At 37.2% G+C, this 17,405-nt stretch carries 12 protein-coding genes and 1 pseudogene; 11 read left to right on the plus strand and 2 right to left on the minus strand.

The window, feature by feature from the left end:
* The first annotated feature begins 34 nt into the window (after positions 1-34).
* The 10 genes and pseudogenes from LIV57_RS09255 (at position 35) to LIV57_RS09300 (ending at position 11,516) form a co-directional block, all read left to right on the plus strand.
* On the plus strand, positions 35-1,033 hold the full coding sequence (locus LIV57_RS09255; RefSeq protein WP_227942371.1) for a 2Fe-2S iron-sulfur cluster-binding protein: 999 nt from the start codon (positions 35-37) through the stop codon (positions 1,031-1,033).
* Between the two features lie 89 nt (positions 1,034-1,122).
* On the plus strand, positions 1,123-2,184 hold the full coding sequence (gene nuoH, locus LIV57_RS09260) for an NADH-quinone oxidoreductase subunit NuoH (RefSeq protein WP_227942372.1): 1,062 nt from the start codon (positions 1,123-1,125) through the stop codon (positions 2,182-2,184).
* Positions 2,185-2,272: 88 nt separating this feature from the next.
* Positions 2,273-2,673 (plus strand): annotated as a pseudogene (locus LIV57_RS09265) (four helix bundle protein).
* 72 nt (positions 2,674-2,745) lie between these two features.
* Positions 2,746-3,303: a NuoI/complex I 23 kDa subunit family protein gene (locus LIV57_RS09270; RefSeq protein WP_002983553.1), complete on the plus strand. Its 558-nt coding sequence runs from the start codon at positions 2,746-2,748 to the stop codon at positions 3,301-3,303.
* Positions 3,303-3,800, plus strand: a complete 498-nt coding sequence (locus tag LIV57_RS09275; protein ID WP_202843683.1) for an NADH-quinone oxidoreductase subunit J — start codon at positions 3,303-3,305, stop codon at positions 3,798-3,800. Before LIV57_RS09270 ends, LIV57_RS09275 begins: the two co-directional genes overlap by 1 nt.
* 4 nt (positions 3,801-3,804) lie before the next feature.
* The gene (gene nuoK, locus LIV57_RS09280; RefSeq protein ID WP_002983557.1) at positions 3,805-4,134 is read left to right on the plus strand and encodes an NADH-quinone oxidoreductase subunit NuoK; all 330 of its coding nucleotides are present in this window, start codon (positions 3,805-3,807) and stop codon (positions 4,132-4,134) included.
* 2 nt (positions 4,135-4,136) lie between these two features.
* Positions 4,137-6,050, plus strand: coding sequence for an NADH-quinone oxidoreductase subunit L (gene nuoL, locus LIV57_RS09285; RefSeq protein ID WP_227942373.1), 1,914 nt, complete (start codon positions 4,137-4,139; stop codon positions 6,048-6,050).
* Positions 6,051-6,052: 2 nt separating this feature from the next.
* Positions 6,053-7,546, plus strand: a complete 1,494-nt coding sequence (locus LIV57_RS09290) for a NuoM family protein (RefSeq protein ID WP_062675590.1) — start codon at positions 6,053-6,055, stop codon at positions 7,544-7,546.
* Positions 7,547-7,562: 16 nt separating this feature from the next.
* Positions 7,563-8,942, plus strand: a complete 1,380-nt coding sequence (locus LIV57_RS09295) for an NADH-quinone oxidoreductase subunit N (RefSeq protein WP_227942374.1) — start codon at positions 7,563-7,565, stop codon at positions 8,940-8,942.
* A 261-nt stretch (positions 8,943-9,203) separates the two neighbouring features.
* Positions 9,204-11,516, plus strand: coding sequence for a GAF domain-containing protein (locus LIV57_RS09300; protein WP_227942375.1), 2,313 nt, complete (start codon positions 9,204-9,206; stop codon positions 11,514-11,516).
* A 12-nt stretch (positions 11,517-11,528) separates the two neighbouring features.
* On the opposite strand, the gene LIV57_RS09305 is transcribed toward LIV57_RS09300, so the two are convergent.
* On the minus strand, positions 11,529-12,452 hold the full coding sequence (locus LIV57_RS09305; protein ID WP_227942376.1) for a bestrophin family protein: 924 nt from the start codon (positions 12,450-12,452) through the stop codon (positions 11,529-11,531).
* A 17-nt stretch (positions 12,453-12,469) separates the two neighbouring features.
* Positions 12,470-13,645: a Pycsar system effector family protein gene (locus LIV57_RS09310; protein WP_227942377.1), complete on the minus strand. Its 1,176-nt coding sequence runs from the start codon at positions 13,643-13,645 to the stop codon at positions 12,470-12,472.
* A gap of 26 nt (positions 13,646-13,671) precedes the next feature.
* Between LIV57_RS09310 and LIV57_RS09315 the strand changes: the two genes are divergently transcribed.
* Positions 13,672-17,388, plus strand: coding sequence for a metallophosphoesterase (locus tag LIV57_RS09315; RefSeq protein WP_227942378.1), 3,717 nt, complete (start codon positions 13,672-13,674; stop codon positions 17,386-17,388).
* Positions 17,389-17,405: the final 17 nt, after the last annotated feature.

The following is a 17,405-nucleotide window of genomic DNA, read 5'->3' on the forward strand; positions in this document are numbered from 1 at the left end:
TATTGCTTAACGCATAAAGCTTAAAGCATATCATATGAGCGAAGAAGTTAAAAAATTCAAAATAACTATAGACGGACAAACTACCGAAGTTTTGCCTGGTACTTCTATTCTGGAAGCTGCAAGACAAATTGGTGGTAAATCTGTACCTCCTGCAATGTGCTACTACAGCAAGTTGGAAACCAGTGGAGGGAGATGTAGAACTTGTCTTGTAGAAGTTTCTAAAGGATCTGAAGCAGATCCTCGTCCTATGCCAAAATTAGTAGCAAGCTGCAGAACTAATGTAATGGACGGTATGGAAGTAAAAAATCTTACTTCTGAGAAAGCTCAGGAAGGAAGAAAAGCCGTTACCGAATTCCTACTGGTAAATCACCCGCTGGACTGCCCTATCTGTGACCAGGCAGGAGAATGTCATCTTCAGGACTTAGGATATGAGCATGGTGTTGAAAATACAAGAACAGAATTCGAAAGAAATACTTACGAAGCTGATGATCTTGGACCACACATCAAATTAAATATGAACCGTTGTATTCTTTGCGCAAGATGCGTACTGACAGCCAACCAGCTGACAGAAACAAGAGAACACGGTATCCTTTTCAGAGGAGATCACGCTGAAATTTCAACGTATTTAAATAAAGCTTTAGACAATGACTTCATCGGAAACGTTATCGATGTTTGTCCTGTAGGGGCATTAACAGACAGAACAGCCCGTTTTGCCAGCAGAGTTTGGTTTACAAAACCAATGAACGCTTCCTGTAAATGTGATAAGTGTTCAGGAAAAGCTGTAGTATGGATGAAAGGTGACGAAATTGTAAGAGTTACTGCCAGAAAAGACCAGTGGGGTGAAGTAGAAGAATTCATCTGCGATACATGCCGTTTCGAAAGAAAATCTTTATCAGACTGGAATATAGAAGGTCCTAGACATATCGACAGACATTCTGTAATTTCATTGAACCACTACGAAAAGCCAAAAGACGAACTAAGAGTTTTAGACAATCCGATGGCTAAAGAAATCAGTGAAAAAGACGAAAAATAATTAATAAGACATCAGATTTCAGATACCAGACTTCAGATAGCAAATTAAATCTGACAACTAGCATCTGACATCTTAATATCTAAATAAAAATGGATTTACTTACATTTAAACTTATACTTGTACTAGCACTTTTTCTGCTGTCACTTACGATTGCAGCCTACTCTACCTGGGCAGAAAGAAAAGTTGCCTCTATTATGCAGGATAGAATTGGTCCCAACAGAGCCGGACCTTTCGGATTGCTGCAGCCTCTTGCTGACGGTGGAAAGTTTTTCTTCAAAGAAGACTTTACGCCTGCTAATGCAGAAAAATTCCTTTTCGTATTAGGACCAGCGCTGGTAATGTTTATTTCATTGATTACAGGAGCTGTTATTCCTTGGGGTAAAAGTTTAAATATTGCAGGTACTTCTTTTGATCTTCAGGTAGCAAACATCGATGTTGGTGTGCTTTTCATCATCGGTATGGCTTCCATTGGGGTTTACGGAATTATGATCGGAGGTTGGGCTTCGAACAACAAATATTCATTACTAGGTGCTATCCGTGCTTCTTCTCAGATGATTTCTTATGAATTGGCGATGGGATTAGCACTTCTTTCTATCATTATGATGTCTGGAAGTTTGGATTTAAAAGAAATCACTGAAAGTCAGACTACCGGAAAATTATGGGGTGTTATTCCATGGGTTTCAGGATTGAACTGGAACATTTTCTACCAGCCGATTGCATTCCTTGTTTTCTTTGTAGCTGCTTTGGCAGAGACCAACAGACACCCGTTCGATTTACCTGAGTGTGAATCTGAATTGGTAACAGGATACTCTACAGAATACTCTTCCATGAAGTTGGGATTATATATGTTCGGAGAATACGTGAACATGTTTATTTCCAATGCATTCATGGTAGTTCTTTTCTTCGGAGGTTATAACTATCCGGGGATTGAATGGGTAACTCAGAACTGGGGTGAAAACACTGCAGGAATTTTGAGTATCGTAGCATTCCTTACAAAAACAGTAATCGGAATTCTGATCTTCATGTGGATCAGATGGACACTTCCAAGATTCAGATATGACCAGTTAATGCACTTGGGATGGAAAACATTAATCCCGATGGCATTGGTAAACCTATTAATTACAGGTGCTGTAATTTTAGCGTTCCAGTAAATTTGAGATTTGATGTTTGAAATTTGAGATTCAACGAATTGACTTTAAATTAGTAATTTTAAGAGTAATAATTTCAAATATCAAATACATGGCAACGATAAATAATTTTGAAGATTTAGAAATATGGCAGCAGTCAAGAAGTCTTTGCCAATTGATTCAAAAAGAATGTTTGTTGAATCCAAAATTTCTAAACCACGATAAAAACCAGATTGACAGGTCATCTGCATCAATTATGGATAATATAGCTGAAGGTTTTGAAAGAGAGAAGGTAATAAAGAATTTATAAACTTTCTTACCATGTCTAAAGGTTCTGCTGGAGAAGTTCGTTCTCAATTAATCAGAGCTTTTGACCGAAATTATTTAGATAAAGAAGTTTTTAATTTTTTAAAAAGCCAAACAATATCTTTGTCTAAACAGCTGTCAGGATTTATAAATTATTTGAAGATGACAGACCACAACGGAAATAAATTTAAAAGAAATAATAATTAATAATTAAAGGTTTGAGAGATAAAATCTTACTACTAAATTTCAAATCTCAAACTTCAAATTTCAAATTATATAATGAAATTAACTAACAGATCAAAAGTTGTTTCCAATAAGGAAATGACCCTTGCTGAAAAAATCTACCTTCCTGCCATCTTTACAGGGATGGGGATTACATTTAAGCATGCTGTAAGAACCGTGATAAAGGGTGCTCCCGCAGTATATTCGTATCCGGAAGTACAGAAGCCAAGAACCACCATCTGGAGAGGCCAGCACGTTCTGAAAAGAGACGAGGAAGGCAGAGAAAGATGTACAGCTTGCGGACTTTGTGCGGTAGCTTGTCCTGCAGAAGCCATTACGATGACTGCTGCTGAAAGAACTAAAGAGGAAAAACATCTTTACAGAGAAGAAAAATACGCTTCAGTATATGAAATCAATATGCTGAGATGTATTTTCTGTGGTATGTGTGAAGAAGCTTGTCCTAAATCTGCCATCTATCTTACTGACAGATTGGTAGACGTAGAAACCAACAGAGGTTCTTTCATTTACGGAAAAGATAAATTAGTTGAAAAAATAAATGAAAGGATTGATATCACGACAAGACAATCCGAGAAACAAAAAAATGCGGTAAAATAATGGATCAGTTTTTATTTTTCTTGGTGGCGTTTTTAGCTGTGGCAAGTGCAGTTTATTTTGTATTTGCAAGAAATCCTCTATATGCTATTTTGTCATTAATTGTTACGATGTTTTCAATTGCCGGAATGTACATTCTTCTCAATGCACAGTTCCTTGCAATTATCCAGATTATTGTTTACGCAGGTGCCATCATGGTGCTTTTCCTTTACATCTTAATGATGCTTAACCTTAATAAACAAGACGAAAGTAAGAAGAACAATACTTTAAAATTTGTTGGAGTTTTTACAGCATGTCTTTTATTAATTGGAGTTTTAGGGGTATTCAGAGGAATTCAGGACCACCACATTGTTGTTGAAAATGTAGACAGAGGAGTTGGTCTTACCAAAAATCTGGGTAGACTTTTGTTTAATGAATATGTTTTACCGTTTGAGCTTGCTTCCATCCTAATTCTGGCAGGTATTGTAGGCGCGGTATTAATCGGTAAAAAAGATTTATAAAATTATGGGAGAAGTAAATACATTTATACAAAGCATCCCTTTGGACTACTTCATCATTCTTTCATCAGTATTATTCTGTCTGGGAGTAATGGGAGTATTGCTTAGAAAAAATGCTATTGTGATTCTGGGCTGTGTAGAGCTTATGCTGAATTCTGTAAACCTTTTATTGGCAGCTTTTTCAGCGTATAAAGGCAACGGCGACGGACAACTTTTAGTTTTCTTCATTATGGTGGTAGCAGCGGCTGAAGTAGCAGTAGGTCTGGCAATTATTGCGATGCTATATAGAAACACCCGTTCTGTAGATGTGAGTATATTTAATAAATTAAGAGGATAAGAATGGAGAATCTAGTATATGCAATAGTACTTTTACCACTTTTAGGGTTTCTTATTAACGGGCTGTTCGGAAAAAATCTTCCAAAAATATTGGTAGGATCTCTGGCTACTGCTGTAGTTTTCGGATCTTTCTGTATTGCAGTAAGCCTTTTCATGAATTTTAATTCTGAAAGCCAGCCTGTCATTGTAAAAGCTTTTGAATGGTTTAGAGTAAACGGAGTTCAGATTAATTTTGGATTCCAGATCGATCAGCTTTCTTTAATGATGGTAATGATCATCACGGGTATCGGTTCACTGATCCACTTATACTCTATCGGATATATGAGTCATGATAAAGGATTCTACAAGTTCTTTACTTACCTGAATCTTTTCATCTTCTCGATGTTACTTTTAGTAATGGGAAGCAACTACCTTATCCTGTTTATCGGATGGGAAGGTGTAGGTCTTTGTTCTTACCTGTTGATCGGATTCTGGTATACCAACGAAGAATATGGTAAAGCAGCAAGAAAAGCTTTCATCATGAACAGAATTGGTGACCTTGCGTTATTGATCGGTATCTTCATGATCGCTTCTCAAACGAATGCTGTAGATTATCTTTCTGTAGCAGAAAACGCTTCAAAATTTGAATTAGACGGAACAGTGATCATCTTTATCACAGCGAGTTTATTCATCGGTGCTACCGGTAAATCGGCTCAGGTTCCATTATATACATGGTTACCGGATGCGATGGCCGGACCAACTCCGGTTTCTGCGTTAATTCACGCAGCAACGATGGTAACAGCGGGTATCTATTTAGTAGTAAGATCCAACTTCTTATTTACTTTAGCACCAACTGTACAGGGAGGAATTTTATTCATCGGATTCTTAACCGCTGCTTTGGCAGGGTTCTATGCACTACGTCAAAACGATATCAAAAAAGTGTTGGCTTATTCTACAGTTTCACAGCTTGGATTTATGTTCATCGCTTTAGGTCTTGGTGCCTATACAACAGCAATGTTCCACGTAATGACACACGCATTCTTTAAAGCGTTGTTATTCTTAGGTGCAGGTTCTGTAATCCACGCGATGAGCAACGAACAGGATATGCGTTTCATGGGAGGTCTTAAAAAATATATTCCTCTTACGCACGCTACATTCCTTATCGGAACATTAGCCATCTCAGGTTTCCCTTTATTATCGGGGATGATCTCTAAAGACGAAATTTTAGTAGCAGCTTTCGCTAAAAACCCTGTTTACTGGGTAATCTTATTTGTTTTAGCGGCAATGACTGCAACGTATATGTTCAGATTATACTACCTGACATTCCACGGAGAATTCAGAGGTACAGAAGAACAAAAACACCACTTACATGAAAGCCCGTCTAATATGACATTACCATTGATCGTATTGGCTATTCTTTCTGTAATCGGAGGTTTTATCAACCTGCCACACTTTATCGGTCACGGGCATTATGCCAAACTGATGGAATGGTTAAAGCCGGTTCTTACGGAACAAAGCTACAGCCAGATGGAAGCTACTCTTTCAGGAGTACCTTTCAATACTGAAATGATCTTATTAGCAGCTACAGTCTTGATGTTCTTCACTGTATGGTTCATCGTTAGAAATACTTATGTAAGTAAGAAAAAGATGGCTGTTGCAGAAGAAAGTTACACTGGATGGGAAAAGCTTTCTGCTAAGAAATTATACGTTGACGAACTTTACAACGCATTGATTGTAAAAACTGTTGAAGGATTAGGACGCGGAGGAAAAATGTTTGATAAGGGTATCTTAGACCGTTTTGTAAACTTTGTAGGTGATGGTGCTGAAGACAGCGGAAAAGCTATGAAGCGTGTACAGAACGGAAATGTAGAGACATATATCCTTATCATGTCTTTAGCGGTGGGAATTATATTAATTGTTAACTTTTTATTACAATAATAATGTCTTGTTTGTTATTAACATTATTACTATTACCTCTAGTAGGTTCGGGATTAGTTTTTGCCTGGAAGAATAATTCCAGCAAATATTTGGCGCTTGGAATTGCATTGGTACAAATGCTCCTTACGTTCTACGTACTTTCGGATTTTGATTTTACTCCGACAGTAGACAGCGTATTGCAGCACGAGATCAATTATCCATGGTCACAATTTATGAAGAGCTCTCTTCACTTCGGTATCGATGGAATGAGCATGCTTCTTTTATTACTGACCAATATTCTGGCTCCAATCATTATTTTATCATCTTTCAATGAAAATGTAAACTACAGAAATACATTCTACGGACTGATTCTGTTGATGCAGTTTGGTCTTGTAGGAGTGTTCACTTCTTTAGACGGATTGTTATTCTACATTTTCTGGGAAGTAACTTTGATTCCAATTTGGTTCATTGCCGGACTTTGGGGACAAGAGAATAAAAGGTTTGAATTCACTACGAAATTCTTCGTATATACATTCGTTGGATCATTATTTATGTTAGCCGGATTGATCTATGTGTACAACCACTCTGCATCATTCGCTTTAACAGATCTATATAATGCACAGCTTAACGAAGTACAGCAGACTGTGGTATTCTGGTTTATTTTCTTTGCTTTTGCAGTGAAATTACCGGTATTCCCTTTCCATACATGGCAACCTGATACCTATACCTACTCTCCTACTCAGGGATCCATGTTATTATCAGGGATCATGCTGAAGATGGCAGTATACGGTGTAATGCGTTACTTACTTCCAATCACTCCGCTTCCGATTGCCGGAATTTCAGGACAAATCGTAATTATTCTTGCTATTGTGGGAATTGTTCACGGAGCTTTGATCGCTATTATCCAGACGGATATGAAGAGAATCATAGCGTATTCATCTTTCTCTCACGTAGGATTGATGGTAGCAGGGATCTTCGCTTCTGCAGTAGTTACTTTAAGAGGAACTTTCAATGTAGAAGGAGCTGAAGGAGCTTTGGTACAGACATTTGCTCACGGTATCAACGTAGTAGGATTATTCTACTGTTGTGATATTTTATATAAGAGATTTAAATCAAGAGACATCAGACAAATGGGAGGTTTAGCTAAAGTAGCACCTAAGTTTGCGGTATTGTTCCTGATCATTATACTAGGTTCAATGGGAGTTCCATTGACCAATGGATTCATCGGGGAATTTATTTTGTTGAAATCAGTTTATGATTTTAACGGAACGGCAGCAGTAATTGCTGGTCTTACGGTAATTCTTTGTGCGGTGTATTTATTAAGATTCTACGGAAAAGCAATGTTTGGAGAAGGAGATGAAGCCGTTTTAAGTACAGCAAAAGATTTATCAGGCGTAGAATTTTCTGTATTGGCAAGTTTAGCGGTTTTTGTGATTTTACTAGGTATTTTCCCACAACCGGTAATCGACATGGTGAGTAGTTCGGTGAAGTTTATCTACCAATCAATGGTAAGTTAATTTGATATTTTAAGAAATGAGTGTTTTAATTATTGTTTTCCTAACGGCAGTTATTGCGTTATTTTCAGGAGTTTTTGAACAAGGAAAATTCGCAAGATACATTGGGATTTTGGGATTAATCATCGCATTGTACGTAAGTTTTATGCCGGAATGTTCGTTCTTCGACCATTACAAGCATATGTATGAGTACAGTGACAATACCGCATTATTCACTAAAATATCAATCGTAACAACTTTATTGTTATTCTTCCTGGGCGGTTTTGCTTTCAGCAACCACAGAAGCCACCAGTCAGAATTATATGCATTGATGCTATTCGCATTATGTGGAGGGATCATCCTTTTCGGATACCAGAACCTGGTGACGATGTTCTTAGGAGTTGAGATCCTTTCTATTCCATTATATGTAATGGCTGGAGCTAATAAAACTGATCTGAGATCCAACGAAGCTTCTATTAAATATTTCCTTATGGGTGCATTCGCAACAGGTTTCTTACTGTTCGGGATTGCGTTCATCTATGGAAGTACAGGAAGTTTTGATCTGTACAAAATCCACGACTTTGGAGTAGCAAATGCAGGAAATGTAATGTTCATCTTAGGAGTATTACTGATTCTTTGTGCATTGGCATTCAAAGTAGCTTTAGCACCTTTCCACATGTGGAGCCCTGATGTATATGCAGGTTCTCCTTCATTAATCACAGCTTTCATGGCGAGCGTGGTAAAAATCTCAGGATTCTTTGCCCTGTTCAGATTGATGACGCTTGGTTTCGCTGGGGTAACTCACGAGTGGATTAATGTTTTAGGAGTATTCTTAATCATTACATTACTTTTGGCAAACGTTATGGGTCTTGCTCAAACGAACGCAAAAAGAATGCTGGCATACTCTTCAGTATCTCACGCAGGATATATCGGATTGGTATTCTTCGGAATGACAAGCCTTTCTACTTATAACCTTGCCTTCTATCTGTTTGCTTATTCTTTATCTACAGTAGGAGTTTTCATGTGTCTGATCTGGGTAGAGAAATTAAAAAGAGAAACTTCTTTCGGAGCTTTCAAAGGATTGGCAAAAACTGAACCTTTATTGGCAACAGCCGCAACGATCTCTATGCTTTCAATGGCAGGAGTTCCGTTAACAGCTGGTTTCATGGGGAAATTTGCTTTATTCTCCCAGGCTATGAACGGTGCAGCTTTCTTAGTATTGGTAGCTGTGTTAGGTTCTGCCCTATCCATTGCTTACTATCTAAGACTGATCATTGCAATGTTCTTCTTTAAAGAATCAACATTCAAATCATCAGAAAAAGTAACTCTTACATACAATATCATTGCAGTAATTGTTATTGCTCTGATCATCATCCTAGGAGTTTTCCCGGATTTATTTGCAAGAATGTTCGGATTGTAAAATCTGAATTTTAAAATATAAAAAGCACAACTCGTTGGTTGTGCTTTTTTATTATCCTTCAAATAATGAACATCTCATCCCAAAAACTTTAATTTTTATTTATCAATAAATCTATATTCTGTCTATATAAAAAACAGTAAGGAATTATAAAATACCTTGCAGAATTTCCCAAAGCACCTGCAAATTATGTACAATAAAATAAAAATTCCACACGATCAATATTCTCCTTTTTTCATAACTTTACTTTAAATTTTTCAGCTCTTGGCTAATCTCTATAAAAAAGACTCTCCCTTTCAGGTTTATATATCATTCAAAAAATATTTGGATGTTCTGGAACATATCCGGTATAATGACAGACTGGAATACAGGGTCAATTATGCAGAGTCCCTACTAGAGAGCACCCGAAATTTTAAAGACCTTAGAGAAGGCTTCCAGGATACAGCCCTTCTTGAAAAATACGAAGACCTCATCAGACTGCTTCTTGCAGACCTTTTCCCGACAGGCCTCACCAGAAACGAAATAAAAGCGGCAAGCATTCCGCTTTCCAATATTACCTTCAACTATACCGAAAGGTTTAAAGATATTCTGAAAGATGCCGGAAAAGACTTTGAAATAGAACTCAGGAATATTTCAGATAACGAATTCTATGTATTTTGCTGCTGTTTGATTCTTCAGAGCTATTTCAAAAAAGATATTAAAAGTACACTTCCGTTTTATTATGACATCCCGAATAAGCAGGGAATCATGAAGCATTATAAAATTACGGTCAATTCAGATTTTACGGAAATTACTCCTACAGAAGATGCTAAAATTCCATCTGATGATATTCTGGATATGCTTTTGGAAAATCTTGATGATTTTAAACTCTGGAAAAAGTATTTCCCTTCACAATCGTGGATACTGAAAGGATTTACCATTATTTCACTGGTAGACTGTACCTCTGAAGTGGCCCTTTCCGATCTGAAATCAAGCATGATTGAAATTGATCCGGAAAATATGAATCCCAACGAAAATCTGACTGAAATTTTTAAATCCTATTTTGATGTTTCGGAACTCAACTTCGGGTTGATGACGTTCAACAAAAAGGAACAGAAACTGGATAAACTTCCGATTTACGAAAGTCTTCTCACCAATCACATTCTTGATTTCTGGATCAATGCATTTGATGAAGAAACCCGTAAGAGTACCTTCAATAATTTAAATCATAATTCAAAGCCTGTAGTTGTTTCCAATGTAAACAATCTGGACGAGAATGTCAAGCTGCTTCCTTCCTTCAGTATTTTAAAGGATAATAATGTGAACAGCTTCATGGTAATTCCTATCATGAAAGACGGCGAACTCCTTGCGATCATGGAATTCACCTCTCCGATTGCCGGAAGTTTCAATGGCTTAAAACTTAAAAAACTGGAATTTTTTACCGATATGGTTCTCTTCTCTCTGAACAGGTTTTACTTTGAGAAAAACTATCAGATAGAAGCCATTATTCAGCGTGAGTATACCACGATCCACGACAGTGTGGTCTGGAAGTTCAGAAATGAAGCTGAGAAATATTTTACGGCATCACTCGGAAAAAAAATATATACTTTAAAACAGATTGCATTCAAAAATCTTACCCCGTTGTTTGGGGTTTCGGATATCCGTTCTTCTTCTGAAAAGCGTTTTAATCTGATGCTGCAGGATCTCAACCAGCAGATTGAATGGCTGAATGAAATTCTGACACTCACCAACTCGGATTCCGAAAAATTTATACTGGCACTGGATGTTTTTGAAAATGAGATCAACAATGAGATCAAAGCGGATACGGAACAGCGTTTTCAGAGATTGTTAAGAGAAGAAATTCATCCTTTTTTACAAGGAAAACTGGAAATTAAAACGTCCAGGGAAATAAAGGCAAAGATCAAAGACTATTTCTCCCACATCTTTACTTCTACGGATCTGTTTTATCATCACAGAAAAAACCTTGATGATTCTATCACGCTTGTTAACCGGAAACTGGCAGATATGCTGGATGAAAGCCAGGTAAAAGCACAGGAAATTTTTCCACATTATTATGAAAGGTTTAAATCTGACGGTGTGGAACATAATCTGTATATTGGTTCTACCATCGCTCCCGAGCTGCATTATACCTCAAAAGTAGTCCACAAACTGAGATACTGGCAGCTGAAAACCATCTGTAAAATGGAACTTGAATTTCAGTCGTTCAAAAAATATCTTCCGGTACCACTTGATATTGCTTCACTGATTTTCGTCTATAATGAAAAAATAGACATCCGTTTCAGAATGGATGAAAAACGTTTTGATGTAGACGGAGCCTATAATTCCTATTACGAGATTATTAAAAAGCGTCTGGATAAGGCCCATGTGAAAGATTCTTCCGAACGTATCACCGCTCCCGGAAAAATCACCATTGTCTATTTCGGAATGGAAAATCAGAAGGAATATTTAGATTATATTTCCAAACTCCAGAAAAAAGGGGTTTTGCAGCATGACGTAGAATTTTTAAGAGTAGAAGATCTGCAAGGAATCACGGGATTGCTGGCGTTAAGGGTTTCCTTTACACTTCCACAAGAATAAAATGATGCTTCTTTAATCCACAAAATAAGTATCCGGCTTCTTCAGTTCGCCCTGAGGAATTCCTGCCTGTTCAAAAATTGAAAACTCAATAGTACGGCAGATGCTGTTTAAAGCAAGATCATTTTCCTCTTCACCAAAAGGCTCTCCAATCTCCTGAATAATAGCATCAAGAGCAATAAAGGTATAGCTGATCAGCAGAACGATCAAAGGCATCATCCATCCCAAAGAATCTACCAGTCCGAAAGGAAGCCAGAAACAATATAAATAAACAGTACGATGCAGCAAAACACTGTAAGCAAAGGGTAATGGTGTATTGTAAATCCTCTCACATCCGCCGGAAATATTAGAAAACTGGTTCAGCTGATGATCCATGGAAGTCATAACAATGGTATCAATGTTTCCTTTTTTATTCTGTTCGCTAAGCCAGTCTGCAATAAAACCAAGAATACTGTTGGGAATGAATTTTTTGTTCTTTACTTTTTCCAATTGTTCTGATGAAAGCAGTCTCTCAAGATGTTCTGTACCAGATTTATCTCTCAGCTGAAAGTTCAGTGACCATGCAAATGCAGAGATCAGCTTGATGATTTTCTCTTTTTCCTCTTTAGCTTCAGGCGAAGAATCGTTTACCAGCGATAGGATCTGTCTTGTAAGGGATCTGGTTTCAATGACCAGTAATCCCCAGAGTTTCCGGCCTTCCCAGAAACGGTCATAGCTTGCAGAATTACAGAATCCCATAAAAATGGCAAGAGCCAGTCCTATTAATGTAAAAATAGTAGGATTGAGATGTACTTTATAATCAAAAATTTTTCCTTTGAAAAAATAGATAGCCAATGAAAACAGCGTGATAATGGTAAGCTGAATAACAATTTTCTTCAATACGGATCCTCTCCATATAAATAACATTTTCAGCCAGTTCGTACGCTGTCGGACTATCATTTGGATATGTTTATTAATTAAAGACTAAGAAAAGCCGCCCCGAAAGATAAAACGGAAATAATAATTCCAGCCATAAAAATCTTGTAGGTAATGGATAAAAGCCTGTACTTCCTGTTAAGAACTTTCCCAAGATAATACAGATCCTTCACCATAGAATCATAGATATAATCTCGGTCTTTAATAAGGTCTTTCATCGCATTATTATAATCGTCAAACAACATCTGCTGAAAGTTTCCAAAGAACAGCAGGTTTACTTTTCTGTTGGCAATATCCTGAGAAGTAAATGTTGATTTTGTTACATTCGGTTTCGTAGACAAAATCGCAAATATGATCGTCAGTACACTTGACAGCAGTAATATGAAACTTGGAAGAATCAGATGTGAATTTTTAGGAGCATCAAGCTTCGGAACCAGTACGGAAAGACATACTGAAATAATAATGGCATTTACAGATAAAAGAATATTGGCTTTACTATCTGCAATGTCACTTAATCTTGTATGATTGTTCAGTGTAACTCTGAATAAGGTATCGACACTTCTGTCAGATTTTTCCTTTTCTTTTTTACCTTCTGAAACCTCCTTTTTACTTTCTTTCTTCTCTTCTTCTTTTTCCAGCTTCTTTTCGATTTTTTTGATATTTTTCTTTTTCAGAGGCTCCCAGTTTTCTTTGGCATAATCCGTGTAAAAAGTATGCTTGTTCTTCAGCATATCCAGATTTCCGGCATTCCATTCTTCATTGGAAAAACATCTTACATTCGTCAGCTCCCATTCTTTTCTCAAGGCATCAGAAATATCACTGTAATCATGACCTGCAAAATGGCTGAAATCGGCATCCTTTACGATTTTTTCCAGTAAATTCTGAGGTTCATAATGAATTTTCGTAGCCAGAATCAGTTTTTCAACGTCTGCAATATAGTTTTCAGGATAATTTTCCTGACGTAAAAAGGCTTTCATCACCTCCACACTCCTTTCCTCATGGTTGAGGGCACATTCTATATACCCTGTATCATGAAACCATAATGCAACAAGTACCTTCTCCTGATCTTCCTCAGAAACAGGGGTATTTTTCATGATTTCCTCAGCCTTATTCACTGTATAGGCAGTATGGATAAAATTATGATAAAAATATACTGAAGATAACTTATCTTTGAATAAGATTTCAACATAATTTTTAGCTTTTTGTAGAATGCTCATTCCTGAATTTTTGTTAATGTAAATTTATGAATTTATCCTTTAAAACTCATCTAAAAAATACTTCTATTGTTCTTCGAACGGTAATGTCCGCAGGAGCTCTTTATTCCTGTGCTACCTATAACGTACAAAAGGGCAAAAACTTATTTGAAGTAAAAGATTCCGAAATAAAATCTGAAAGTGATTTTAAACTTTTTCTGATTGGAGATGCAGGAAATGCAGATGAACCACAGGCACAAAAAACACTGAATTTACTGAAAAGTAAGCTGGATTCTGCCGACAGCAATTCTATGCTGATCTTTTTGGGCGATAATATCTACCCTAATGGTATGCCCAAAGAAACAGATAAAGATTATGCCCTGGCAAAACAAAAACTGGAAAATCAGCTAGCTATCACCAAAAATTTCAAGGGAAAAACATTAGTAATTCCCGGGAATCATGATTGGTACAATGGACTGGAAGGATTGAATACCCAGGAAGCACTGGTTAAAAAATATCTTGATGATAAAAAAGCTTTTCTTCCCAAAAACGGCTGCCCAATTGATGATATCAATGTTTCTAAAGATATCAAGCTCATTGCCATCGATACAGAATGGGTGATATCGAACTGGGATAATTATCCTGGAATCAACAAAAACTGCAACATCAAAACCCGTGAAGATTTTTTCACCGAGTTTAAAGATCTTATCATTAAAAACCAGGGTAAAAAAATAATTGTTGCTTTACACCATCCTGTCATCAGCAGCGGAACACATGCAGGTTTTAATTCTGCAAGATCCCATCTTTTTCCTTTAAAGAGTAAAGTTCCTGTTCCTGTAGTAGCAAGTGTCATCAATATCTTAAGAAGTTCCTCAGGAGCCAGTCCTGAAGATATTAATAATCAACATTATGCAGACTTATCCAACAGACTTAAAAGTATTGTTCAGGATAAGGAAAATATTATTTTCGTGTCCGGACATGATCATAACCTGCAATATCACGAAGATGGAAACCTGAGACAGATTATCAGTGGAGCAGGCTCTAAAACAGATCCGTCTACCATTGTAGAAAAAACAGACTTTTCTTACGGAGGAAGTGGTTTTGCGGTTTTAAATTTCAGAAAAGATGAAAGTACAGATGTTGAGTATTTTTCAACCAAAGATGCCCGGCTTCAAAAGCTTACTCATATTTCCGTGATTTCCAAACCGGATGTATTCGTTAATAATTTCCCTAATTCTTTTCCTGCCACATTTTCTTCCACCATTTACCCGGTAGCGCTTACTGAAAAAAGAAAGTTTTACCGCTGGCTTTGGGGAGATCATTACAGAAGATATTATGGAATTCCTATTGAGGCTCCAACCGCTAATCTTTCAGAATTGAACGGAGGATATATTCCTTTCCGGGAAGGTGGAGGAAACCAATCCAACAGTTTACGACTGAAGTCTGCAGACGGACAGGAATTTGTAATGCGTGGAGTGAAGAAAAGTGCCATCCGCTTTCTTAACAATATGGCTTTCCAGAAAAGCACATTAGGGGAAGAACTTGCAGATACATTTCCTGAAAAATTTTTACTTGATTTTTATACGACCAATCATCCGTTTACTCCATTTACAATTGGAAACATGTCAGAAAAACTGGGTATTTTCCACAGTAATCCGAAACTGTATTACATTCCCAAGCAGCAGGCATTGGGAAGATATAACGAAAACTACGGGGATGAAATGTATATGATTGAAGAGCGTTTTTCTTCCGATCCTAAAACATTGGCTTATCTGGATCATGCCAAAGATATCGTTTCTACAGATGATGTACTGAAAAACCTTAACAAAAGCGATAAATATTCTGTTGACAGAGAATCTTATATCAGAGCAAGGTTGTTTGATATGCTTATCGGTGACTGGGACAGACATTCCGACCAGTGGAAATGGGCAGAATATGAAGCAGGTGATAAAGTAATCTATAAACCTATTCCTAAAGACAGAGACCAGGCATTCAGCAAATATGACGGGGCAGCCTTTAAAATTATTATGAATGTTCCTGCCATCCGCCATATGAAAACCTTTACAGAAGATATCAGCAGTGTAAAATGGCTTGCCATGGAACCTTATCCGATGGATCTTGTATTCTTAAAAGGTGCAGACCAGAAGGAATGGGAAACCCAGGCAAAATATATTCAGGAGCATCTTACGGATGCGGATATTGATGAAGCTTTCCACAATCTTCCGAAAGAAGTGCAGGATGATACCATTGCTGAAATTCAGAGAAAACTTAAAATAAGAAAGACGAAACTTCAGAGCTATGCCACTCAGTATTATGATGTACTGCAGAAAAAAGTTCCTTTGGCAGGAACCGTAAACCCTGATAAGTTTGTTATCACCAAAAATGGACATTCAGTCCTTGTACAGCAATATAAGCTGGGTAAGAATAAAGACCAGAATGAGCTGGTTTTTGAAAAAACCTATCATGATTCAAAAACAAAGGAATTATGGATCTACGGACTGGAAGATGATGATACCTATATAGTAACCGGAAGCGGAAATCCTAAAATGACGATCCGGCTGATTGGTGGATATAATCATGATACCTATAACGTTGCTGATGGAAGAAAAGTGAAGATTTATGATTTTAAATCTCAGAAAAACACTTACAATTCAGGAAATGCAACGAGGAATATTACAGATGATTATGATATCAACAGCTATAATTATAAGCATCCTAAATATAATTCCGTTGCAGGATATCCAAACCTGGATTACAACCCGGATGACGGTGTGATCGTAGGCGTTCTGGCCAATTATACCGTGAATAATTTTATCCGCGATCCATTTACTCAGAGGCACAGTTTAAAAGCTAATTTTTATACGGCTACAGCAGGATTTAGCCTTACCTACAAAGGAGTATTTAAAAAAGCCATCTCAGGCTGGGATATTAACCTTGATGCATTTTATACGACTCCAAGGTTCTCTCAAAATTTCTTTGGACTTTCCAATGAAAGTGAGTATGATAAGGAAGAAACAGAAAGAGAATATAACAGAGCCAGAATTTCCAAGTTCAACTTTGCTCCATCCATCTCTCAAAAGAGCTGGATGAATCTCAGCCACCAGTTTCAATTGACTTTTGAAGATAATAAAGTACAAAGAAAAGCCGGCCGTTTCATCAACCAGTCTCCGGATGTGAGACCTGGAGTATTCAACAGCCAGCAGTTTGTTGGAGCCAATTATACCTTTGGTTATAAAAATGCTGATAATGCGGCCTTCCCTACTCTTGGACTGGAATTTATGCTGAATGCAGACTGGAAAGCAACTCTTTCTGATTTCAATAAGAATTTCGTAACGGTAAAAGGAAAACTGGCCATTGACCACAGGATTGATAAAAAGGGGAAATTTGTATTCGCCAATTCCAGCAATGTAATGTGGATCAATAACAATAATTTTGAATTTTATCAGGCAGCGGCTATCGGAGGTAATAATGGAATGAGAGCCTTCAGAAACGAAAGATTCTCAGGAAGATCCTATTTTACCAATAACTCAGAAATCCGATGGGATTTTGGAAGGGTAAGAAATAATATTGCTCCTGCCAACATGGGGATTCTTATCGGATATGATATCGGCCGTGTATGGAATGACCATGAAAATTCCAGAAAATGGCATCAGTCTGCCGGAGCTGGAGTATGGCTGAGTATTGTAGAAATGATGTCTGCCAGATTAAATTATTTCTATGGTTCAGATGGTGGAAGAATTTCTGCCGGGGTGGGAATGAAATTTTAAGTTTTCCACATGAAATA

This window comes from Chryseobacterium sp. X308, assembly GCF_020733145.1.
GTDB classification, from domain to species: domain Bacteria; phylum Bacteroidota; class Bacteroidia; order Flavobacteriales; family Weeksellaceae; genus Chryseobacterium; species Chryseobacterium cupriresistens.